This window comes from Pseudomonas sp. FG35 (assembly GCF_057809295.1).
In genome coordinates this window covers 104530-127720 of the sequence record NZ_JBMDJR010000010.1, presented here as the reverse complement: position 1 = coordinate 127720, position 23191 = coordinate 104530, and the positions used below count along the sequence as shown (strand labels likewise).

The following is a 23191-nucleotide window of genomic DNA, read 5'->3' as shown; positions in this document are numbered from 1 at the left end:
TTCTTGGTCACCCGGCGATATCGCGAATGGCGATCTCACTCATGATGCGTTCAAGCACCTGATCGATGGACAACTCCGTGGAATCCAGCTGTATCGCGTCGGCCGCCGGCTTGAGCGGGGCCACCGCTCGCTGGGTGTCACGCTCGTCGCGCGCACGGATCTCATCTAGCAGACTCGACAGACTAACACCCTCGACTTTGCCCTTCAACTGCAAATATCGACGGCGCGCCCTCTCCTCGGCACTGGCGGTCAGGAAAATCTTCAGGGGGGCATTCGGAAATACCACCGTACCCATGTCGCGACCATCGGCCACCAGGCCAGGGGCTTCCTGAAAAGCACGCTGGCGCTGCAACAGCGCTTCGCGTACAGCCGGCAATGCCGCCACCTGAGAAGCGCCGGAACCGACGCTTTCAGTGCGGATGACATCGCTGACTTCGTCACCTTCCAGAATGATGCGTTGCAACTGACCGTCGGTCGCCGCAATGAACTGCACATCCAGATGAGCGGCCAGTTTCTTCAGCAGCTCTTCATTGGTCAGGTCGACACCATGGTTGTGCGCCGCAAACGCCAGCAGGCGATACAATGCACCGGAGTCCAGCAGGTTCCAGCCAAGACGCTTGGCCAGAATCCCGGCTACGGTGCCTTTGCCCGAGCCGCTTGGCCCGTCGATGGTGATGACCGGTGCAATGTTGTTCACGACTGAGCCTCTTGCGCCACACGAATGCCGACCTGCGCGCAGAGCGCCAGGAAGTTCGGGAACGATGTCGCGACGTTGGCGCAGTCATGGATGCGGATCGGTGCCGTGGCGCGCAGCGAGGCCACGCTGAAAGCCATCGCGATACGGTGATCGCCATGACCATGCACTTCGCCGCCGCCGATCTGGCCGCCGTCGATGATGATGCCGTCCGGGGTCGGTTCGCACTTGACGCCCAGCGCCAGCAGACCGTCCGCCATGACCTGGATACGGTCAGACTCCTTGACCCGCAGCTCTTCGGCGCCGGTCAGCACGGTGCGCCCTTCAGCACAGGCCGCGGCCACGAACAGCACCGGGAATTCGTCGATGGCCAGTGGAACCAGCGCTTCCGGAATCTCGATACCCTTGAGTTTAGCTGCCCGTACACGAAGATCCGCTACCGGCTCGCCACCCACTTCACGCTGGTTTTCCAGAGTGATGTCGGCGCCCATCAGACGCAGGATGTCGATCACGCCGGTGCGGGTCGGGTTGATGCCAACGTGCTCAAGCACCAGCTCCGAGCCTTCAGCGATCGATGCGGCCACCAGGAAGAACGCCGACGACGAGATGTCGCCCGGCACTTCGATGTGGGTCGCGGTCAGCTTGCCGCCGGACTCAACCGATGCCGTGGCACCGTCAACGCTCACCGGATAGCCGAAGCCGCGCAGCATGCGCTCGGTGTGGTCACGGGTCGGAGCCGGCTCGGTGACGGTGGTCTTGCCTTCGGCATACAGACCGGCGAGCAACAGGCAGGATTTAACCTGAGCGCTGGCCATCGGCATGGTGTAGGTCAGGCCTTTGAGCTTGTGACCGCCACGAATGGTCATCGGTGGACGACCGTCGGCAGCGGTTTCGATCACGGCGCCCATTTCCCGCAGCGGGTTGGCGACGCGATTCATCGGGCGCTTGGACAGCGACGCATCACCGGTCAGGGTGCTGTCGAAGTCCTGCGCGGCCAGCAGGCCGGACAGCAGGCGCATCGAAGTGCCGGAGTTGCCCAGATAGATCGGGCCCGGCGCAGGCTTCAAGCCGTGCAGGCCGACACCGTGGATGGTCACGCGGCCGTGATGCGGGCCTTCGATGACCACGCCCATGTCGCGGAACGCCTGCAAGGTCGCCAGGGCGTCTTCGCCCTCGAGGAAGCCTTCGACTTCGGTGACGCCTTCAGCCAGAGAACCGAGCATGATCGAACGGTGGGAAATCGATTTGTCACCCGGTACGCGAATCCGACCGGACAGGCGGCCACCAGGTTGAGCCAGGAAAATCAGATCGTTGGAATTCATAGCGTCCACATAGGCCCTGCGGGCCAGGATTTTACTGAAATGCTCGCGGGCAACCCGGGCGCGCGTGAAGACGCCCAACAATTGGTGCCCATCCCCTGCATCGACCGCGTCGCGCAAGGCGTCGAGGTCGCTGCGAAATGTATCGAGTGTGCGCAGGACAGCCTCGCGGTTGGCGAGAAAGATGTCATGCCACATGACCGGGTCGCTTCCGGCGATTCTTGTGAAATCACGGAAACCGCCCGCAGCGTAACGGAAGATCTCAAGGTTTTCATTGCGCTTGGCCAGTGAATCGACCAGACCGAAGGCCAGCAGGTGCGGCAGATGACTGGTCGCGGCCAGCACTTCATCGTGACGTTCGACCTGCATGTGCTCGACGTCGGCGCCCAGCTCACGCCACAAGCGATCGACCACGGCCAGGGCGGCCGGATCGGTCTGCTCCAACGGGGTCAGAATCACTTTATGACGACGGAACAGCTCTGAGTTGGAAGCTTCCACCCCGCTCTGCTCGGAGCCGGCAATCGGATGGCCCGGCACGAAACGCGCCGGCATGCCGCCGAACGCTTCGGTCGCCGCACGCACCACATTGCCCTTGGCGCTGCCGACATCCGTCAGGATCGCCTGCCCCAGATCCATGCCGGCCAGACGGGCCAGCACTTTTTCCATGGCCAGGATCGGCACCGCCAACTGGATCACGTCCGCGCCCCGGCAAGCCGCCACCAGGTCGTCTTCGCAACGATCCACCACGCCCAACTCGACCGCCAGCTTGCGCGATTGCGGGTCGAGATCGACCCCGACCACTTCGCGACAGACGCCGCTTTCACGCAAGCCTTTGGCAAACGAACCACCGATCAACCCCAGACCAACCACCACCAGGCGCCCGATCATAGGTGCAGCAGATTGCAGCGCAGTGACATCACCCACGAGCCAGAACCTTGCGCAGCGCTTCGAGGAAGCGGCTGTTTTCCGCCGGCAGACCGATGGTCACCCGCAGATGGTTCGGCATGCCGTAGTTGGCCACCGGACGCACAATCACGCCTTCGCGCAGCAGGCCCTGGAACACCGGAGCCGCCACCTGACCAAGGTCGACGCAGATAAAGTTGCCCTTGGACGGAATCCAGCTCAGACCCAACTCGCGAAAACCCGCCTCCAGCTGTTGCATGCCGGATTCGTTGAGCTGGCGGCTCTGCGCCAGATATTCCTCGTCTTTCAACGCCGCACACGCCGCGGCCAGGGCCAGGCTGTTGACGTTGAATGGCTGACGTACCCGGTTCAGCACGTCCGCCACCACCGGGGTGGACAAGCCGTAACCGACGCGCAGCGCCGCCAGACCGTAGGCCTTGGAGAACGTGCGCGAGACCAGCAGGTTCGGATAAGCCGCGAGGAAATCCAGACCGTCCGGCAGATCGCTGCCTTCGGCGTATTCGATGTAGGCCTCGTCCAGCACTACCAGCACATGCTCCGGCACGTCCTGCAGAAACTCCTCCAGCGCTTCGGCGCCGAACCAGGTGCCGGTCGGGTTGTTCGGGTTGGCGATGAACACGACACGGGTGTTCGCATCGATGGCCGCCAGCATCGCCGGCAGGTCATGCCCCCAATCCTTGGCCGGAACGACTTTGGCCTGCGCACCGACCGCCTGGGTCGCGATCGGGTAAACCGCGAACGCGTGCTCGCTGAACACCGCATTCAGGCCCGGCGCCAGATAGGCGCGCGCCACCAGCTCGAGAATGTCGTTGGAACCGTTGCCCAAAGTCACTTGGTTCAGCTCGACACGGCACTGCTCGGCCAGCAGGGATTTCAGGGCAAAGCCGTTGCCGTCCGGATAACGGGTCAGCTCATCCAGCGCCTCGCGGATCGCGGCCAGCGCTTTCGGGCTGGCGCCCAACGGGTTTTCGTTGCTCGCCAGCTTGACGATGCTTGCCGGATCCAGGTCCAGTTCGCGGGCCAGTTCGTCCACAGGCTTGCCCGGCACGTATGGCGAAAGTTGCTGCACGCCCGGCTGTGCCAGAGCGAGGAAGTTGCCACTCATTGCTACCACCCCTTAAAGAACTGCTTTCGGGTAGGAACCCAGCACCTTGAGTGCTACTGCTTCCTGACTGATCTTTTCCAGTACACCTTTGATCAGCGGATCACGGTGATGACCGACGAAGTCGATGAAGAACACGTAGGTCCATTTGCCGCTGCGCGACGGACGGGTTTCGATCCGGGTCAGGTCGATCCCATTGTCATGGAACGGCACCAGCAGCTCGTGGAGTGCGCCGGGCTTGTTGCTCATGGACACGATGATCGAAGTCTTGTCGTCGCCGGTCGGCGGCACTTCCTGGTTACCGATCATCAGGAAGCGCGTGGAGTTGTCCGGGCGATCCTCGATCTTCTCGGCCAGACGGGCCAGGCCATAGAGCCCAGCCGCCATGTCACCGGCGATCGCCGCCGAGTTCCACTCGCCCTTGACCCGCTTGGCCGCCTCGGCGTTGCTGGACACCGCCACGCGCTCGACATTCGGATAATGGGCGTCCAGCCATTTGCGGCACTGGGCCAGCGACTGGGCGTGGGAATAGATACGGCTGATGCTGTCGGTCTTGGTGTTTTCACCGACCAGCAGGTGGTGGTGAATGCGCAGCTCGACTTCGCCGCAGATCACCATGTCGTGCTCGAGGAAGCTGTCGAGGGTGTGGTTGACCGCGCCTTCAGTGGAGTTTTCCACCGGCACCACGCCAAAATTCACCGCACCGGCTGCCACTTCACGGAACACTTCGTCGATCGCCGCCATCGGCTTGCTGATCACCGCGTGACCGAAGTGCTTCATGGCCGCCGCCTGGGTGAAGGTGCCTTCCGGACCGAGATAAGCCACTTTCAGCGGGTTCTCGAGGGCCAGGCACGAAGACATGATTTCGCGGAACAAGCGCGCCATCTCTTCGTTGCCCAGCGGCCCCTTGTTGCGCTCCATCACGCGCTTGAGGACCTGCGCCTCACGCTCGGGACGGTAGAACACCGGCTGCTCGCCTTCGGCCAGACTGGCCATCTTGACCCGGGCAACTTCTTCGGCGCAGCGCGCGCGATCGCTGATCAGCTGGAGAATCTTCTCATCCAGGTTATCAATGCGAACGCGCAGCGCCTTGAGCTCCTGCTCGGACATCAGGAATGCTCCTTCTCGAATTCAGCCATGTAGTCGACCAGCGCTTCGACGGCGTCCAGACCCAAGGCGTTGTAGATCGAGGCACGCATGCCGCCGACCGAACGATGACCCTTGAGGTTGAGCAGGCCACGGGCGTCGGCGCCAGCCAGGAACGCCTTGTCCAGACGCTCGTCAGCCAGGCGGAACGGCACGTTCATCCACGAGCGGGCGTTGGTGCTGATCGGGTTGGTATAGAAGTCGCTGTTGTCGATGAAGCCGTACAGGCGATCTTTCTTCGCCTTGTTGCGCTGCTCCATCGCGGCGACGCCGCCCTGCTCCTTGAGCCATTCGAAGACGAGACCCGAGAGGTACCAGGAATAGGTGGCCGGGGTGTTGTACATCGAACCGTTATCGGCCGAGATCTTGTAGTCGAGCATGGTCGGGCACGAACTGCGGGCGCGGCCCAGCAGGTCTTCACGGACGATCACTACCACCAGACCGCTCGGGCCGATGTTCTTTTGCGCGCCGGCGTAGATCAGGCCGTACTGCGACACATCGATCGGACGCGAGAGGATATCGGAGGACATGTCGACCACCAGCGGAACGTCACCGGCCTCGGGAACCCAGTCGAACTGCAGGCCGCCGATGGTTTCGTTGGATGCGTAGTGCAGATAGGCCGCACCCGGGGTCAGCTTCCACTCGTTCTGGCCAGGGATGGCCAGGTAGTCATAAGGCTTGGCGCTGGCAGCAACGTTGATGTTGCCGAAGCGACGCGCTTCCTCGATGGCTTTCTTCGACCAGATGCCGGTTTCGACATAGTCGGCAGTACCGTTCTCGGGCAGCAGGTTCAGCGGAATCTCGGCGAACTGCTGGCTCGCGCCGCCCTGCAGGAACAGCACTTTGTAATTGGAGGGGATGGACAGCAGGTCGCGCAGGTCTTGTTCGGCCTTCTCGGCGATGGCCACGTAGTCATCACTGCGATGGCTCATTTCCATGACCGACAGACCCTTGCCGTGCCAGTCGAGCATCTCGGACTGGGCACGCAACAGGACAGCTTCAGGCAGCGCAGCGGGACCTGCGCAGAAGTTATAGGCTCGTTTGCTCACATCCACTCTCGCTATGCAATCACGGTAGCGGACAGAGCAAACACTCTGCCCTGCTACGATTTGGTTAGTCTTGCGACTCTTCTTCGTCTGCGGCGTCCGCCTGCAGGTTGTCGACCGCATCGTCCGGTTCGGCGCCGATCACGCCACCTTCCAGTTCGACACCTTCTTCACCTTCCAGCTCTTCACCCTCGACTTCCGACGGCTCCTGAACCCGCTCCAGACCGACCAGGGTTTCATCCTTGGCCAGTTTGATCAGGGTCACGCCCTGGGTATTACGACCCAGACTGGAGACTTCGTCGACACGGGTACGCACCAGCGTGCCCTGGTCGGAAATCAGCATGATCTCCTCGCCGTCGAGCACCTGGACCGCACCGACCAGACGGCCGTTACGCTCGTTGCTGACCATGGCGATCACGCCCTGGCCGCCACGTTTATACTCAGGGAACTCGGTGATCGCGGTACGCTTGCCATAACCACGCTCGGAAGCGGTGAGGATCTGGCTGCCTTCTTCCGGGATCAGCATCGAAATCAACTTCTGCCCTTCCGGCAGACGCATGCCGCGCACACCGCGGGCGGTACGGCCCATGGCACGCACGTCGGATTCCTTGAAGCGGGTCACTTTGCCGCCGTCGGAGAACAGCATTACCTCACGCTCGCCATCGGTGATGGCCGCGGAGATCAACACGTCGCCTTCGTCCAGCTCCAGCGCGATCAGACCGACGCTGCGCTGACGGCTGAAGGATTCCAGCGGGGTCTTCTTCACGGTGCCGTTGGCGGTGGCCATGAAGATGTAGTGACCTTCGGTGTATTCCTCGACCGGCAGCATGGTGGTGATGTATTCACCGTCATCCAGCGGCAGCAGGTTGACCAGCGGACGACCACGGGCGGCGCGGGACGCCTCCGGAATTTCGTAGGTTTTCAGCCAGTACACCTTGCCCTTGCTGGAGAACAGCAGCAGCGTGGTATGGCTGTTGGCGACCAGCAGGTGAGCGATGTAGTCCTCATCCTTCACGCCGGTAGCCGATTTGCCTTTACCGCCACGACGCTGGGCCTGGTAAGCCGCCAGCGGCTGGGTCTTGGCATAACCGCCGTGGGAAATGGTCACGACGCGCTCTTCTTCCGGGATCATGTCGCCCAGGGTCAGGTCGAGACGGGCATCGAGGATCTCGGTGCGGCGCACGTCGCCGTATTCGGCGCGGATCACTTCCAGCTCTTCGCGGATCACTTCCATCAGGCGCACGGCGCTGTTGAGGATGCGGATCAGCTCGCCGATCTGATTGAGGATCTCTTGATACTCGGCCAGCAGCTTTTCGTGTTCCAGACCGGTCAGGCGGTGCAGACGCAGTTCCAGAATGGCTTGCGCCTGCTCTGGCGACAGGAAGTACTTGCCGTCGCGCAGACCGTATTGCGGATCGAGGTTTTCGGGACGGCAAGAATCGGCACCGGCACGCTCCACCATCGCGACCACGGCAGTGGATTCCCACGGCGTGCTGACCAGCGCTTCCTTGGCTTCCGACGGGGTCGGCGAAGCCTTGATCAGAGCGATGACCGGGTCGATGTTCGACAGGGCAACGGCCTGACCTTCGAGGATGTGACCACGCTCGCGCGCCTTGCGCAGTTCGAACACGGTACGGCGGGTAACCACTTCGCGACGGTGACGGACGAAGGCTTCCAGCAGGTCCTTGAGGTTCAGGATCCGCGGACGGCCGTCGATCAGCGCAACGATGTTGATGCCGAATACCGATTGCAGCTGGGTCTGGGCGTAGAGGTTGTTGAGGATCACCTCAGGCACTTCGCCGCGACGCAGTTCGATCACGACGCGCATACCGTCCTTGTCGGACTCGTCGCGCAGTTCGGTGATGCCTTCGAGTTTCTTCTCTTTTACCAGCTCGGCGATCTTCTCGATCAGACGCGCCTTGTTCAGCTGGTAAGGGAGTTCGGTGATGACGATCTGCTGACGGCCACCGACCTTGTCGATGTCTTCGATGATCGAGCGGGCGCGCATGTAAATGCGGCCACGGCCGGTGCGGTAGGCTTCGATGATGCCAGCGCGACCGTTGATGATCGCGGCAGTCGGGAAGTCCGGACCGGGAATGTATTGCATCAGCTCATCGACGGTCAGCTCGGGGTTGTCGATGAGGGCCAGGCAACCGTCGATGACTTCACCAAGGTTGTGCGGCGGAATGTTGGTCGCCATGCCCACGGCGATACCGCTGGAACCGTTGACCAGCAGGTTCGGTACGCGGGTCGGCATGACCGCCGGGATCAGTTCGGTGCCGTCGTAGTTCGGCACCCAGTCCACGGTTTCCTTGTGCAGGTCGGCCAGCAGCTCGTGCGCCAGCTTGGTCATGCGCACTTCGGTGTATCGCATGGCCGCGGCATTGTCGCCGTCCACCGATCCGAAGTTGCCCTGGCCGTCGACCAGCAGGTAACGCAGGGAGAAAGGCTGCGCCATGCGGACGATGGTGTCGTACACCGCGGTATCACCGTGCGGGTGATACTTACCGATCACGTCACCGACGACACGGGCAGATTTCTTGTACGGCTTGTTGAAGTCGTTGCCCAGCTCGCTCATCGCGAACAGCACGCGACGGTGCACGGGCTTCAAGCCATCGCGCGCATCCGGCAGTGCACGGCCGACGATCACGCTCATCGCGTAGTCGAGATAGGACTGTTTCAGCTCGTCTTCGATATTGACCGGGAGGATTTCTTTGGCCAGTTCGCCCATGAGAAGCCTGATTCCTTTTTCTGGTGAAACTTCGCCATATCCATAGGGGACGCACGAAGCTCGTCGATGCAGGCCGAGTGCCATGCGCCGACTTACGACAAATCGACAAGTTGACCCTGGATTTGCGCAGTGAAGACAACCCCGTGGGACTGCCTCGGAAAACGCCGGATGTTATCACAAGAGCCGCCACGCACCTATCCCCCAGATGCGCATGGAGCATAGTTAGATGACCGATGACAGGCTTAACGGGGACGAGAGAGGCTCAGAGCTTCCCTGAATGCAAATTTCGGGACGAAATTGCGGATGTTTATTGACTTTCAAGGCCTCTTCGCGAGCAGGCTTACTCTCACAAGGTTCTGTAACGATCACAAAACCTGTGGGAGCGAGCCTGCTCGCGAAGAAGACAACGTAGACATCAAACCAATCAATGCAAGCGCTTGCGGCACATCAACTGCGCCATTTTCGCGGTGTCCGGGCGCTCGACGATGCCTTTTTCGGTGACGATCGCATCGATCAGATCCGCCGGGGTCACGTCAAACACCGGGTTGAACGCCTCAACGTCAGCCCCGACACGCTTGCCGCCAACCTCCAGCAACTCGGCGCCGTCGCGCTCTTCGATCGGGATGTCGTCACCGCTGGCCAGATTCATGTCGATGGTCGAGCTCGGTGCCACCACCATGAAACGCACGCCGTGGTGCATGGCGTTGACCGCCAGTTGATAGGTGCCGATCTTGTTCGCCACGTCACCGTTGGCGGTAATCCGGTCGGCGCCGACGATCACCCAGGTCACCCCTTTGGTTTTCATGATGTGCGCAGCGGCGGAGTCAGCGTTCAGGGTCACCGGAATGCCTTCGTTGGCCAGCTCCCACGCGGTCAGCCGCGAGCCTTGCAGCCACGGCCGGGTTTCGTCGGCGTAGACACGCTCGACCATGCCCTCGATGAACGCTGCGCGAATCACCCCGAGTGCCGTGCCGAAACCGCCAGTGGCCAGGGCGCCGGTGTTGCAGTGAGTCAGAATCGCCTGGGCATTGCCCTGATGCTTGCGGATCAGGTCGACACCGAGCTGGGCCATGGTCAGGTTGGCTTCACGATCGCTTTCATGAATCGCAATGGCTTCGGCTTCCAGCGCCGCCAGCGGATCGGCGTTTTCCTTCAAGCGGTCCAGCCGGTCGTGCATGCGGTTCAACGCCCAGAACAGGTTGACCGCTGTCGGACGGGAATCGGCCAGCAACATGAAATCCTCTTCCAGCGCCGCATACCAGTCGCCACCTTCGGCAATCCGGGCACGGGCCGCCAGCACGATGCCGTAGGCGGCACTGATGCCGATGGCCGGTGCACCGCGCACCACCATCGAACGAATCGCTTCGGCCACGCCGGCGGCGCTGGTGTAGGCGATCCAGTTTTCCTCGAACGGCAAAACGCGCTGATCCAGCAGGTGGAGCGCGCCATCACGCCAATCGATGGCCTTTACTTTCTCCGCAGCCAACAGTCGATCGCGCATCCCTCACCCCGCACTCATGAACAAAAGCCGCCGATTATAGCGATCCCCCCGCGAAGACGCTCGGGTATACTTCGCCATCCTTTACAAAAGCACTGGAACCGACCCTCGATGCCGAAACCTGCCATTGCGCTCGACTTATTATTGCTGCCGACCTGGCTGGTACCCGTCGAACCCGCAGGCGTTGTGCTCAAGGAGCATGGCCTGGGCATCCGCGACGGGCGCATCGTGTTCATCGGCCCGCGTGCCGAAGCGCTGAAGTGTAACGCCGCCGAAGTCCGCGAACTGCCGGACGTCCTGCTCAGCCCCGGCCTGATCAACGCCCACGGCCACGCCGCGATGACCCTGTTCCGTGGCCTGGCCGACGATCTGCCGCTGATGACCTGGCTGGAAAACCACATCTGGCCGGCCGAGGGCAAATGGGTCGATGAAGATTTTGTGCGTGACGGCACCGACCTGGCCATCGCCGAGCAGATAAAAGGTGGCATCACCTGTTTCTCGGACATGTACTTCTTCCCGAAGGTTGCCAGCGAGCGCGTGCACAACAGCGGAATCCGCGCGCAGATCGCGATTCCGATCCTCGATTTCCCGATTCCGGGTGCCGCCAGCGCCGATGAAGCCATTCGTCAGGGCGTCGAACTGTTCGGCGACCTGAAGCATCACGAACGCATCAAGATCACCTTCGGCCCTCATGCACCCTACACCGTAGGCGACGAGAACCTGGAAAAAATCCGCGTGATCGCCGAAGAACTGGACGCCTCGATCCACATGCACGTCCACGAAACCGCTTTCGAAGTACAGCAAGCGGTCGAACAGCGCGGCGAACGCCCGCTGGCCCGCCTCGGTCGTCTCGGCCTGCTCGGCCCGCGCTTCCAGGCCGTGCACATGACCCAGATCAGCGATGACGACCTGGCGTTGCTGGTAGAAAGCAACACCAGCGTGATCCATTGCCCGGAGTCGAACCTGAAGCTGGCCAGCGGCTTCTGCCCGGTGGAGCGCCTGTGGCAGGCCGGGGTCAACGTCGCGGTCGGCACCGATGGCGCCGCGAGCAACAATGACCTGGATCTGCTGGGCGAAACCCGCACCGCCGCCCTGCTGGCCAAAGCCGTCGCCGGCTCGGCCACCGCGCTGGACGCCCATCGGGCCTTGCGCATGGCCACGCTGAACGGCGCGCGTGCCTTGGGAATCGAAGCCGAGACCGGCTCGCTGGAGCTCGGCAAGGCCGCAGACATCGTCGCCTTCGACCTGTCCGGCCTGGCGCAACAACCGGTCTATGACCCGGTCTCGCAGCTTATATACGCCACCGGTCGCGACTGCGTGAAACACCTGTGGGTTGCCGGCAAGCAGTTGCTCGACGACCGCCGCCTGACCCGACTTGACGAACAACTGCTCGGCGAAACCGCCCGGGCCTGGGGCCGACGCATCAGCGGCCACACCGAATCGTAAACACCCTGGGTCAAACTCCAGGGCTACAGCCTTTTTCAAGTTTTAGAGGATTGAATCATGAGCAACGTCGACCACGCCGAAATCGCCAAATTCGAAGCCCTGGCCCATCGCTGGTGGGACCGCGAAAGCGAGTTCAAACCGCTGCACGACATCAACCCGCTGCGGGTCAACTGGATTGACGAGCGCGTAAATCTGGCCGGCAAAAAGGTTCTCGACGTCGGTTGCGGCGGCGGCATTCTCAGCGAAGCCATGGCCCAGCGCGGCGCGACCGTGACCGGTATCGACATGGGCGAAGCGCCACTGGCGGTCGCGCAACTGCACCAACTGGAATCCGGGGTGAACGTCGAGTACCGCCAGATCACCGCCGAAGCCCTGGCCGAAGAAATGCCCGAGCAGTTCGACGTCGTCACCTGCCTGGAAATGCTCGAACACGTGCCGGACCCGTCCTCGGTGATCCGTGCCTGCTTCCGCATGGTCAAGCCCGGCGGCCAGGTGTTCTTCTCCACCATCAACCGCAATCCGAAGGCGTACCTGTTCGCCATCGTCGGCGCCGAATACATCATGAAGCTGCTGCCGCGCGGCACCCACGACTTCAAGAAATTCATCCGCCCGTCCGAGCTCGGCGCCTGGAGCCGTATGGCCGGCCTGACCGTCAAGGACATCATCGGCCTGACTTACAACCCGCTGACCAAGCACTACAAGCTGGCGGCGGACGTTGACGTCAACTACATGATCCAGACCCTGCGCGAGGAGTAAGCCGATGGCCATCAGAGCAGTCCTTTTCGACATGGACGGCACTCTGCTCGACACCGCGCCGGACTTCATCGCCATCTGCCAGGCGATGCGCGCGGATCGTGGCTTGCCGCCGATGAACGACAAACACATCCGCGATGAAATCTCCGGCGGCGCCAGGGCCATGGTCGCGGTGACGTTCTCGATGGATCCGGAGTCGCCGGGCTTCGAGGAACTGCGTCTTGAGTTCCTCGAACGCTATCTCGTGGGTTGCGCCGTGCACAGCAAGCTGTTCGACGGCATGGGCGAATTGCTGGCCGACATCGAGAAGGCCAATCTGGTCTGGGGCGTGGTCACCAACAAGCCGCTGCGCTTCGCCGAGCCAATCATGCGGCAACTGGGGCTGGCCGAACGCTCTGCCCTGTTGATCTGCCCGGATCACGTGAAGAACAGCAAGCCGGATCCCGAGATGCTGACGCTGGCCTGCAAGATGCTTGATCTGGATCCGTCGACCGTGCTGTTTATCGGCGATGATCTGCGCGATATCGAATCCGGCCGTGACGCCGGCACCAAAACCGCTGCCGTGACCTATGGCTACATCCACCCGGACGACAACCCTCGGCACTGGGGCGCGGACGTGGTGGTGGATCATCCGCTGGAGTTGCGCAAGGTGCTGGATAACGCTCTGTGCAGTTGCTGAGTGGTGCTGCAAAGCGACCATCGCTGCGTTCCCGCGCAAGACGCGGGAGCGATCAGAAGTTAATGGATTAGAGGTTTCTTATGTTTGATTACTCCGCTCGCCCCGAATTGCTCAAGGATCGGATCATTCTGGTCACCGGTGCCGGGCGCGGCATCGGCGCGGCTGCCGCCAAGACCTACGCCGCCCACGGCGCGACCGTATTGCTGCTGGGCAAGACCGAAGCCAACCTGACCGAAGTCTACGACGAGATCGAAGCAGCCGGGCATCCACAGCCCGCCGTGATCCCGTTCAACCTCGAAACCGCCCTGCCCCATCAATACGATGAGCTGGCGGCGATGATCGAAACCGAGTTCGGCCACCTCGACGGTCTGCTGCACAATGCCTCGATCATCGGCCCGCGCACGCCGATCGAGCAGTTGTCCGGTGAAAACTTCATGCGCGTCATGCAGGTCAACGTCAACGCGATGTTCATGCTCACCAGCACGCTGTTGCCACTGCTCAAACTTTCGCAGGATGCCTCGGTGGTGTTCACCTCCAGCAGCGTCGGGCGCAAGGGGCGTGCTTACTGGGGCGCCTATGGCGTATCGAAGTTCGCCACTGAAGGCCTGATGCAAACCCTGGCCGACGAAGTCGAAAACGTCGCTCCGGTACGCTCCAACAGCATCAATCCGGGCGCCACTCGCACCAGCATGCGTGCGCAGGCTTACCCGGGCGAAAACCCGCTGAACAACCCGACACCGGAAGAGATCATGCCGGTCTATCTGTACCTGATGGGACCCGACAGCACCGGTATCAATGGCCAGGCCTTCAACGCCCAGTAGTGCCATACGTCGCATTTGTTGCCGTGGCGGAATACCGTCGCGGCATGCAATTGCCGGTCTGAACGCGGCAAATTCAGTCAAATAACCACCGCCCCTCCTTTCGAAAGTATCTCAAGCCATTGATCCAAAACGGTTTTAATAAAATATGAACCGTATGGCACGACTTTCGCTCTACATTTCCTCAAAGCACGCCGTGTGAAGGCAGTCGGGCAAGGCCTGATTCGATAGCTGACTAATCGTCATCGGGCAGACTAAACTTACGCCAAATGTCCTACGGGACTGATGGATCAGTATGACGCGCAGCCCATAGCCGCTCTCACCCAGCCTGTAAGACAGACTTACTGCTTAGGGGCTCACGCCATATGAAATCACCCTCCCAGACCACTGCAATTGACTTCGACAATGCCAAATTGCAACGCCTGGGCTTTGGTCAGCAGCCACCTCTCTTGGCGCGACCTGTCAGCCTGGCGCAATTGCGCCAGCAAATGAGCCTGCAACTGCAAACCAGCCTTGAGCCTCAACGCATCCTCGGTCTGTTTTTCCGCGAAGTTCAGCGTCTGGTGCCGCTGGACGCCTTGACCTACGTGCACAACGGTTGCGACCTGCGCCTGGAGTTCGGTGCCCGCGGCCACCACTCGGCCAGCTACCGCCTCAGCCACGAAGGCGAGCACATGGGTGAGCTGGTGTTCCGCCGCAACCAGCGCTTCAGCGAACAGGAACTGGGCAATCTCGAATCGTTGCTGTCTGCGCTGCTGTATCCGATGCGCAATGCCCTGCTGTACCGCGCCGCCACGCAAAGCGCGCTGCGTGATCCGCTGACCGGTGCCGGCAACCGCATTGCCATGGAGCAGACACTGCAACGTGAAATCGAGATGTCCCGCCGGCACCTGCAACCGTTGTCGTTGCTGATGCTGGACATCGACCATTTCAAACAGGTCAACGACCTCCATGGTCACAGCGCCGGCGACGACGTGCTCAAAGCCGTGGCGGCATCGATCAAGGGCCAGTTGCGCAATGTCGATATGGTGTTCCGTTATGGCGGGGAAGAGTTTCTGATTCTGCTGTCCAACACCGGGCGTGATGCGGCCGCCATGGTCGGTGAGCGCCTGCGTCAGGCAGCCCAGGCCCAGGATTACTATGCCAATAATCGATTGATCGAACTGACCGTGAGTCTCGGCTGCTCGACCCTGTTGCCGGGCGAATCCGCCGAAAGCCTGCTGCGCCGTGCCGACAGCGCGCTGTATGTGGCCAAGCGCGAGGGTCGCAATCGCCTGACCATGGCGGGCTAGAAATTCGCTGCCAACAAAAAACGGGAGCCAGGGCTCCCGTTTTTTTTATTGATGTCGCCGAAACTAGCTCTCGACCAGTGCCCGACGCTCACGCCCGACCATCACCCGCTCCGACAGTTCGAGCTGCATGCAGCGCTCGAGGAACAGGTACATGTAGTCATAACTCTTGCAGATCGCCTGTCGCAGCTCCGCCTGCAAGGCTTTGCTCGGGTTCATCCCGGCCAGGGTGCAGATGATCTCCAGCGCTTCCCACGGATGGGCATCATCGTACTGGGCGTGCATCTTCAGCCACTTCATGGCCCGCTTGCGATCCTCTTCAGGAAAAGCGGCGGCATAGACACCCGTCGAACACACCAGCGCCGACCACTCCCCGGTCGCGCCTTCGATGGCGTAGTTGGTGGCTGCGATGGCCACGATCAGTGAATCCGCCGAACTGGTGTGCCAGCACCAGTGGCTCAGGGCGTGCAATTCCGGCGGCACTTGCTGCGCCTGCAGATCTTCCAGGCTCACCCCATGGGCCCGGCTCCAGTGCAGCCAATAATCGGCGTGGTTGAGTTCGACGCGAATATTGCGCATCAACCAGCGCCGCGCCATGTCTTCACCCGGATGACGGGCGAATTTGGTCTTGGTGAGATTCTGCGCCATGTACAACGCGAATTGCTCAACGACGGGCCAGCCCCCGATCAGATACTGGCGCATGGTTCTGGCGCTGAGCTTGTTATCACGCATGCGCAGATAAAGTTCATGTTCGACAACCCGGCGTTTGCTCTCGCTGCAATCCTGGATCAGTTGTTGCGCCCAGGCGGGATAACTTGCAGCTTCCATGAGTGGTCCGGTTCGGTTGAATGTGTCGATCACTGTTCGGCTCCTTTTGATTTGTGATTGTAAGGATCGGCAAGAGATTTCAACGGAACGTGCCAGGCGCCTTGAATAACAACGGCTGCGGTCTGGCGGGCCGACTTTGCAAACTGTCACAGGTAAACAACTGCGGACGCTCCACTACATAACCCTGAGCGTAATCCACGCCGATTTCAAGCAATGCCTGCTCGATCTGCGCTGTTTCGACAAACTCGGCAATTGTCTGCTTACCCATGACATGCCCGATGTGATTGATCACTTCGACCATTGCACGGTTAATCGGGTCGTCCAGCATATCCTTTACGAAACTCCCGTCGATCTTCAGGAAGTCTACAGGCAAATGTTTCAGATAAGCGAATGAAGACATTCCGGCGCAAAAGTCATCCAGCGAAAAATAACAGCCCAAGCCTTTGAGTTCATTAATAAATCTGATTGCGCTCCCGAGATTTGCAATGGCACTGGTTTCTGTAATTTCAAAACAAATCATTTCAGGCGGTATGCCGTAGTTATCAAACTGTTCCCGCAGAAAGTGCAAGAACGCGTCATCTCCGATAGTAATGCCTGAAAGATTAATCGCACACATTGCCAGAGGGCCTTCGCACTTATCGTTAATACATTGAGCAATAACCTTAAATACATTCTGAACAACCCATCGATCCAGCGAGGTCATCAAACCGTAACGTTCCGCCGCCGGTATGAAACTGTCCGGCAGAATCATCCGGCCCGCTTCGTCATGCAGACGCAGCAGAATTTCGATGTGTCCGCGGGTGCCCCCGGCAACCGACCCCAACGGGGCGATTTCCTGGGCGTAGAGACAGAAGCGGTTTTCCTCCAGAGCCATATGCAGGCGTTGCACCCAGGCCATCTCGCCAAAACGCAGGGACAGTTCCGAATCGTCGGCATGGTAGACCTGCACCCGGTTGCGGCCCTTTTCCTTGGCCATGTAGCAAGCCATGTCGGCGGCCCGCAACGAGGCTTCGAGAGTGGTCGGGGTCTGTGCGACGTGCACCAGACCAATGCTGACGGTGGTCAGGAATGGCCGCCCCTTCCAGACAAAATGCAGGTTTTGCACGGTCTGACGCAGGCTCTCGGCGATCTTCTCGGCCGCCTCCGGTGCGCAGTTCTCCAGCAGGATGCCAAACTCGTCGCCGCCCAGCCGCGCCAGGGTGTCGCCTTCGCGCAAACCCGATTGCAGCAACGCGCAGATATGCCGCAGCAACTCATCGCCGGCCGCATGCCCGCAGGTGTCATTGACCAGTTTGAATTGATCCAGATCGAGGAACATCAGCGCATGCCGCCCGGCCTGGCGCGTCAGGTTGTGCAGCGCCTGTTCGAGCCGGTATTCGAACTCGCGACGGTTGGCCAGCCCGGTCAGTGCATCGTGGGTGGCCTGCCATGACAGATTGGCGATGTATTGCCGCTCCTGGGTCATGTCATGCAGCACCAGCACCGCCCCACTGACCTTGCCGGCATTGCGGATCGGCGCGCCGACCAGGGTCACCGACACCGTGCTGCCGTCCAGTCGCTGGATCAGCTTCGAGTGTTCGCTGCCGCCGGTCAACTGGCCACTGAGAATGTGCTCGATCAGGGTCAGCCCTTCCGTCTGGGCGTTGTCATCCAGCAAATTGAACAACGCCGCCAGCGGCAGACCGGACGCCTGCTCGGCCTTCCAGTGGGTCAACGCCTCGGCCGCCGGGTTCATATAGTCGATCGCCCCGCTCACATCGGTGGTGATCACCCCGTCGCCAATCGAATGCAGGGTGACATGCGCGCGATCTTTTTCCAGTTGCAGCGCTTCGGCGAAGGCATGCCGCTGCTTGAGCAACTTGCGGGTACGCAGCAGCGCCAGCACGATCAGGCCCAGCGCGGTGGCCAGGTTGGTAAACAGCAGCAGACGCAGAATCATCCGCGAGCCTTCACCCAGGGCATCGCTGAACGCCTTGGCGGCCGGGGTCACGCCGTCGTTGATCGCAAAGATCCGGTCCTTCCAGCGGCGGATATCGGCCTCGGTGGCGGCATTGGCGGTGATGCGCTGATGCATCTCCTGCGCCACGCCGTCGAGCTCTACCAGATAGGCATCGCCCAGGGTCCAGCGGTCGATGGCAATTTCCAGATAACTGAAGTGACGGAAATTCAGGTACAGCCAGATCAGGCTGGAGACATCGTCCGGGTGGTTGCCGCCCTTGAGAATGCCCTCGCGTGCCGCCTGCAGGTCGGGCGGTTGCTTGTCCAGTGCCAGACGCAACTGATGACCGCCCTGAGGCACGGCAATGGCGTTCTGGTACTTGAGGTAGATCGCATCATCACGGCTGTCGGCGTACAGGTTGAGGTAATAGATGGCGTCTTTCTGGCCCTTGGACCACAGGCTCTCGCCCGCCACATAACCGCGAACGGCCGACAGGACATAAAGACTCACGCCCCCCAGCAACGCCTGAAACAACACGACGGCGATGAATGGCCAGACGATGCCCAACAACCGAGGCGTTCCGAGAGTCCGCTTTTGCTTCATGGTATTCCTTGCATGAGCACTGCCTGATCGTCCTGCGAACATCCCCCCAAGACTAGGAGGCCTTCCCGGTTCCGGCAAGCGACGGATCCGCCTCAGTTCAGGACAGAAGCCGGATAGACATATATACGGCCACACTCGCAGGCGGGACCGATTAACTGGGCACTCCAGGCATTCTCCCTTTGTGGCGGGAATGCTTTCACAAGGAGTGTGACATGACCTCGACGTCTCCAGCTTCAATCGATCCATCGGCAATCGCAGAATCGAGCGCTCGCAAGACGCTGGGTCTGGATGCCGGCCCGGATATCGAATCCCTGGTTCCCCGACCGACCGCCAGGGACCGGAAAAGGTTCAAGGCCGCGCAGCTTGCGACACCAGCCCCTGCGCCCTCCATGACCCTTGAACAGTACACGGCGAAAAGCATCAATGAACGAATGATCGAAACGGTCAAATCCTTTCTGATCGGCAAGCCCTCGCTGATTCGTCATTTGAGCGGCGATATCCTGCGCCTCGCAGCCCCGGAAGCGCTGCGCGCAACACCTTCGGTTTTCCTCCAGCGAATACTCAATACCCCGGAATCACTGGATCTGACAGAACGGCTACTGAAAAAGCTCAAATGGTACGGCGCTTCCCCAGGCGAACAGACGCCGGCGTCGGTGCGTTATCAATTGATCTGCAAAGCCATCTGCCTCTATCTGCACACCCCCTCAGCTGACGAGCCGCAAGCGCTCGCCGGTTTTCACTGGCAAGACCCGGCCCACTGGGGCAAGAGCTACCAGACCTTGCGCCACGAATTCGAACAGCATTTGCTGCGCAGCGGCCGGGTTGCCAACACCAAAGAGGCGATCCTTCTGGCTCGGGTATTCCAGACCCGCCTTTCGAAAGACTTCAGCGTGCGCGATGTACCACCGGAGCTTCGTTACAAGACCTCCGTGGTCTGGGTGAACTTCATGCACGGCGTACTGCTGGCCGAGGAAACCGGTCTGGATCAATCAGCGCCCTTGTCCTTCCAGCAACTGGTTGATCTGCCGCTGCAACGCAGCGCCGGCGCATCGGCCGAACAACTCGAGGCGATTGCACGACTGCGTATGGCTCCTGCCCTGGAATGGGCCGTCTGCACGGGCGCCATTGCGCAGCGAACGACAACCGCTTACGACCAGGAAGATATCAACCGCGCACTGTCGGCTCTGGAAGAACACACCGAGCGCCTGAACAACGCCGTGAAGACACTGGACTTGCGTCCACCTGAGCGACTGCAGATGGCCAGGCAGGTCATGACGAACGTTTTCAGAGGCGTCACGTTCGCACGGGACGGGCGCAAATTGTTGTCGGCGGATCCGAGTCACAGCCATTCCAGGGCACCACTGGATCTGAACAAGCAGCAGGGCCAGGACTTTCTCGACGTCTATGCAGACGGTCAGCTTGATGGCAGCAAGCGATGGATCGTCTCCATGCCCGATGGTACAACGCGTTCGACCACAGCACTGAGGCTCGATGGACAGCGAGTGCTCCATGCCGAGCGGGAAAACTGGCGCGGCGGTTATGACCGGGTCGAAGACGGCGTCTACAGTTGGGCCGGCAATTTCTTGCCTGACATCAACGCCCGGTTCGAAACTGCGTTCAACGACTACCTGACAACCATCAGGCAGGCTTATCAATCGCTGATTGCCAGCTTGCTGAGATCACTGCCAGCGGCAGATCGCCGGGCGCTGGCTCGAGGTGAAGTCCAGGTGCTGAGCCTGCGGCAGAAAACCGCGCCGAACGAGAAGTCGGAGCAGATCCGGGCAAGGAAAGGATTCGTTCTGAAAGTGATTTGCAACACAGACATCACTTACTACGAGCTCATCCCGAGCGCGGGCGTCGTTCGTCAGCGAACCGGTTTGAGGTTTTCCACAATCGATGGCGTTCGAACAGAGTTTCCACTGCACGCCTCGATCCCGGGACAAAGCTATTCGCCCGAGCGCAATCTGAGCACTTCCCTCCTGCTCGACTGGTCAGCCCACTTCCACGGCAGAGTGCCGGCAGAGCGGGCATCGTGTCCGGGATACCTCGATATCATGGGGTTCATGCCGGCAGCGGTATCATCCGGCTCGACGGATGCCGAGGGTGAAGCCCTCCTGACGACATCCCGACTGAATGAATTGGCGGGTTATATCGCAACGAACTTTCTCTATGTAGATGAACAGCAACTGCACATACAGGCCCGCGGCATGACGTCCTTCGACGCCGCTCGGGCGAAAACCGAGAAGCGCCTGGAAACGTTCGTTTCCATCGTCAAGGGATTCGTGCCTTTCTGGGGCAGCATCGATGATCTACTGTCGGACAGCACCTCAGGCAAAATCATGGGCGGGGTCGGACTCCTGTTTGATCTCGCATCGTTCCTTTGCCCTATCGGCAAATTCATCTCGGGCTCGGTGCGCCTGCTTCGTGCCACTGTCGGCAGCAGTCGAATGGCTATCAAAGCGAGCCTGCCGTCCTTCTCGACGCTGACTCGCAAGCTTCTGACCAATTCACTGGCAAATCTCAACCCGCTCGATGGCATTCCCACACTGCTTAAAAGTCTGGGAAGCGGTGCCGGCAGAGGACTGCTGTTCATCGGTCGGGCGAGTATCGGCGGCATCAGAAAACTCACGGGACATGCTGACGGCTACCGACTGGTTCATAACCTGCCCCAGGCCATCGATCCGGGGAACTGGAAGCCGCTGGCCAATACTGACGAGCTGGCAACGGTCAACGGCATCGATGACGTCATTGTGCGTCACACAAATGCGTTGGATCTGGAACAACTGCATCTGGTCGACCCGTTGACATCCCTGCCCTATGGCCCGCGCCTGCGCAACAACAGCCGGGATCTCATCCAGGGCAGATCCACTTTCAGGAAGCTGCCGCCCACCGAATCCCACGCTCTGGCCGAAGTCCCGGAACACGCCCATGTTCGTGAAATGCTGGAGGTCGATGGCCGAACCACGCTGTTGATTGATGACATCCCCTATCGTCTGGATGGCGATCAATTGCGTCGGGCCGATCTGATTGAGGAAAAGGCCCTCTTCAAACCCCTGCCATGTCGGGTGAGCCGTGCGCCAGGGGACGTTTGCCGAACAAGTTATGTCACCCGCAATCCGGCGCCGACGCCCGCAGCCGGGAGCTTCGATGACAGCAAAGGCTGGGCCCCCTGGTTCGGGGATACCCTCTATAGACCGGCCAACTCGACGCGACCCTTGCCGAAAAGTGTCATAAGGACCTACAAACAACTCAATGCCTCGATAGCGTTTCAAAAGGGAATCTATGCACGAATCAAGGTCAGCCTCCCGTCCAAAGGTTCAAAACAGTTCGATACGCTTGAGGTCGGGGCGATCATCGTGCCTGCGAAGGACGATTCAAAGCACTATGTATTTACCCGACTGAACGCCGCAGACTTCTACGTCACCGAGCGCTTGCCGACACAGGCCTTTTCCGACCCCTTGGTTTTGCGCAAGGCTCAAACCCTGCCCGCTGACCTGGCCGAAGAATTGAAGAGGGTTTATACCGGGTCGCTCAACGCCAACAACACCGCACGAATCCATTCGGCTGCAGAGGTCGAACGCGCCCTGACAACCATGGACGACATCGCGATTGCGCTGGGCACCGCAGCCAGCCCGCCGGCCGGGATGAAATGGCTCAAAGTGGATACCAGCCCCGGCGAAGCCCTGATGTTCGACCATTCGACGCGGATGATCGTCGCCCGCCGTGCCGAAGGCGCCACGACCTGGGCGCGAAGCAAAGACGCACCAGAAGCCTTGCGAAAGCGCACAGCAGAAATTTTCGACACCTTGTTCCTGTCACCGGTGATCAAACCACCGGACACCAACGCGGCGCTGCGCATCGAGGTCACGATGCAAAAGTTGCAACATTTGATGCGCAGATTTGACCGTACAGGCAACGCTCGAAACATCGCCTATGCCGAAGTCATCAACGCAAAAGGCATGCGAGAGGTTTACGTCAGCGTCTCCGGTGCTCAGGGCACAACCAGACACCTGCCGGTTTTCCGCCATCTGGGTGCCAATCACGTAAAAATCGGCGACACCACCTACATCAACATCGACTACAGCCTGACTGTCGGCAAGACCAACCTGGAATTGACGGATAGAGGGCGTCTGGCTGCGGTACCGCTGACCATCAAGGACATCGACAACTACACACCTGAGCTGGCAGCCCGGCCAACCTCTCTGGACAGTGAAAGCAAGCTGATTCGCGTGATACGCGAGAAATATCCTGACCCGCTGGAATTGAAGTCGGTGGACGTCGCAACCACGATGCCACCCTGCGGGTCATGTTCACTGGTCATGAAGGAGTTCGGGCATAAAGGCGAAGCAGGCGCGCTACAGGTTTTATGGAGCTGA

15 protein-coding genes are annotated in these 23191 nt (G+C 60.6%); 6 read left to right on the top strand and 9 right to left on the bottom strand.

All coding sequences use genetic code 11. The features are described 5' to 3' along the window. Positions 1-7: 7 nt before the first annotated feature. From cmk to mtnA, 7 genes are all read right to left on the bottom strand, one after another. On the bottom strand, positions 8-697 hold the full coding sequence (cmk, locus tag ACODTD_RS20325) for a (d)CMP kinase (protein WP_011335369.1): 690 nt from the start codon (positions 695-697) through the stop codon (positions 8-10). Further along, on the bottom strand, positions 694-2901 hold the full coding sequence (locus tag ACODTD_RS20320; RefSeq protein WP_489105157.1) for a bifunctional prephenate dehydrogenase/3-phosphoshikimate 1-carboxyvinyltransferase: 2208 nt from the start codon (positions 2899-2901) through the stop codon (positions 694-696). Before ACODTD_RS20320 ends, cmk begins: the two co-directional genes overlap by 4 nt. 28 nt (positions 2902-2929) lie before the next feature. Further along, a complete protein-coding gene (hisC, locus tag ACODTD_RS20315) occupies positions 2930-4042 on the bottom strand; it encodes a histidinol-phosphate transaminase (RefSeq protein WP_489105134.1) in 1113 nt (370 codons plus the stop codon). A gap of 12 nt (positions 4043-4054) precedes the next feature. Further along, positions 4055-5149 (bottom strand): prephenate dehydratase, encoded by a 1095-nt coding sequence (gene pheA / locus ACODTD_RS20310; RefSeq protein WP_489105133.1) that lies wholly within the window; start codon positions 5147-5149, stop codon positions 4055-4057. Further along, positions 5149-6234, bottom strand: a complete 1086-nt coding sequence (gene serC / locus ACODTD_RS20305; protein WP_489105132.1) for a 3-phosphoserine/phosphohydroxythreonine transaminase — start codon at positions 6232-6234, stop codon at positions 5149-5151. Before serC ends, pheA begins: the two co-directional genes overlap by 1 nt. A gap of 64 nt (positions 6235-6298) precedes the next feature. After that, a complete protein-coding gene (gene gyrA, locus ACODTD_RS20300) occupies positions 6299-8962 on the bottom strand; it encodes a DNA gyrase subunit A (protein WP_489105131.1) in 2664 nt (887 codons plus the stop codon). Between the two features lie 424 nt (positions 8963-9386). Further along, the gene (mtnA, locus tag ACODTD_RS20295) at positions 9387-10463 is read right to left on the bottom strand and encodes an S-methyl-5-thioribose-1-phosphate isomerase (RefSeq protein ID WP_011335374.1); all 1077 of its coding nucleotides are present in this window, start codon (positions 10461-10463) and stop codon (positions 9387-9389) included. Positions 10464-10571: 108 nt separating this feature from the next. Between mtnA and ACODTD_RS20290 the strand changes: the two genes are divergently transcribed. The 5 genes from ACODTD_RS20290 to ACODTD_RS20270 all read left to right on the top strand — a co-directional run bounded on the left by ACODTD_RS20290 (position 10572) and on the right by ACODTD_RS20270 (position 15448). Further along, the gene (locus ACODTD_RS20290) at positions 10572-11906 is read left to right on the top strand and encodes a TRZ/ATZ family hydrolase (RefSeq protein ID WP_489105130.1); all 1335 of its coding nucleotides are present in this window, start codon (positions 10572-10574) and stop codon (positions 11904-11906) included. A gap of 57 nt (positions 11907-11963) precedes the next feature. Next, complete coding sequence (gene ubiG / locus ACODTD_RS20285) at positions 11964-12662, top strand: bifunctional 2-polyprenyl-6-hydroxyphenol methylase/3-demethylubiquinol 3-O-methyltransferase UbiG (protein WP_007950906.1); 699 nt, start codon at positions 11964-11966, stop codon at positions 12660-12662. A 4-nt stretch (positions 12663-12666) separates the two neighbouring features. Then, positions 12667-13338 (top strand): N-acetylmuramic acid 6-phosphate phosphatase MupP, encoded by a 672-nt coding sequence (mupP, locus tag ACODTD_RS20280; protein WP_285354844.1) that lies wholly within the window; start codon positions 12667-12669, stop codon positions 13336-13338. A gap of 80 nt (positions 13339-13418) precedes the next feature. After that, positions 13419-14159 (top strand): YciK family oxidoreductase, encoded by a 741-nt coding sequence (locus ACODTD_RS20275; protein ID WP_011335377.1) that lies wholly within the window; start codon positions 13419-13421, stop codon positions 14157-14159. Between the two features lie 362 nt (positions 14160-14521). Continuing rightward, positions 14522-15448 carry a GGDEF domain-containing protein gene (locus ACODTD_RS20270; protein WP_285354842.1) on the top strand — a complete coding sequence of 309 codons (927 nt, stop codon included), beginning with the start codon at positions 14522-14524 and terminating at the stop codon, positions 15446-15448. A gap of 63 nt (positions 15449-15511) precedes the next feature. Here ACODTD_RS20270 and ACODTD_RS20265 read toward each other — a convergent pair whose 3' ends face one another. Together ACODTD_RS20265 and ACODTD_RS20260 are read right to left on the bottom strand one after the other, a co-directional pair. Next, positions 15512-16306 (bottom strand): iron-containing redox enzyme family protein, encoded by a 795-nt coding sequence (locus ACODTD_RS20265; RefSeq protein WP_064383403.1) that lies wholly within the window; start codon positions 16304-16306, stop codon positions 15512-15514. Positions 16307-16352: 46 nt separating this feature from the next. Then, a complete protein-coding gene (locus tag ACODTD_RS20260) occupies positions 16353-18815 on the bottom strand; it encodes an EAL domain-containing protein (RefSeq protein ID WP_489105129.1) in 2463 nt (820 codons plus the stop codon). A gap of 212 nt (positions 18816-19027) precedes the next feature. On the opposite strand from ACODTD_RS20260, the gene ACODTD_RS20255 reads away from it, so the two are divergent. Then, on the top strand, positions 19028-23191 hold the full coding sequence (locus ACODTD_RS20255; RefSeq protein ID WP_489105128.1) for a hypothetical protein: 4164 nt from the start codon (positions 19028-19030) through the stop codon (positions 23189-23191).

What these genes read in the sequence shown, in the direction of transcription:
- ACODTD_RS20320 (WP_489105157.1), bottom strand. Translation starts at nt 2,901, where the DNA reads ATGATCGGGCGCCTGGTGGTGGTTGGTCTGGGGTTGATCGGTGGTTCG.
- hisC (WP_489105134.1), bottom strand. Translation starts at nt 4,042, where the DNA reads ATGAGTGGCAACTTCCTCGCTCTGGCACAGCCGGGCGTGCAGCAACTT.
- pheA (WP_489105133.1), bottom strand. Translation starts at nt 5,149, where the DNA reads ATGTCCGAGCAGGAGCTCAAGGCGCTGCGCGTTCGCATTGATAACCTG.
- gyrA (WP_489105131.1), bottom strand. Translation starts at nt 8,962, where the DNA reads ATGGGCGAACTGGCCAAAGAAATCCTCCCGGTCAATATCGAAGACGAG.
- mtnA (WP_011335374.1), bottom strand. Translation starts at nt 10,463, where the DNA reads ATGCGCGATCGACTGTTGGCTGCGGAGAAAGTAAAGGCCATCGATTGG.
- ACODTD_RS20290 (WP_489105130.1), top strand. Translation starts at nt 10,572, where the DNA reads ATGCCGAAACCTGCCATTGCGCTCGACTTATTATTGCTGCCGACCTGG.
- ubiG (WP_007950906.1), top strand. Translation starts at nt 11,964, where the DNA reads ATGAGCAACGTCGACCACGCCGAAATCGCCAAATTCGAAGCCCTGGCC.
- mupP (WP_285354844.1), top strand. Translation starts at nt 12,667, where the DNA reads ATGGCCATCAGAGCAGTCCTTTTCGACATGGACGGCACTCTGCTCGAC.
- ACODTD_RS20275 (WP_011335377.1), top strand. Translation starts at nt 13,419, where the DNA reads ATGTTTGATTACTCCGCTCGCCCCGAATTGCTCAAGGATCGGATCATT.
- ACODTD_RS20270 (WP_285354842.1), top strand. Translation starts at nt 14,522, where the DNA reads ATGAAATCACCCTCCCAGACCACTGCAATTGACTTCGACAATGCCAAA.
- ACODTD_RS20260 (WP_489105129.1), bottom strand. Translation starts at nt 18,815, where the DNA reads ATGAAGCAAAAGCGGACTCTCGGAACGCCTCGGTTGTTGGGCATCGTC.
- ACODTD_RS20255 (WP_489105128.1), top strand. Translation starts at nt 19,028, where the DNA reads ATGACCTCGACGTCTCCAGCTTCAATCGATCCATCGGCAATCGCAGAA.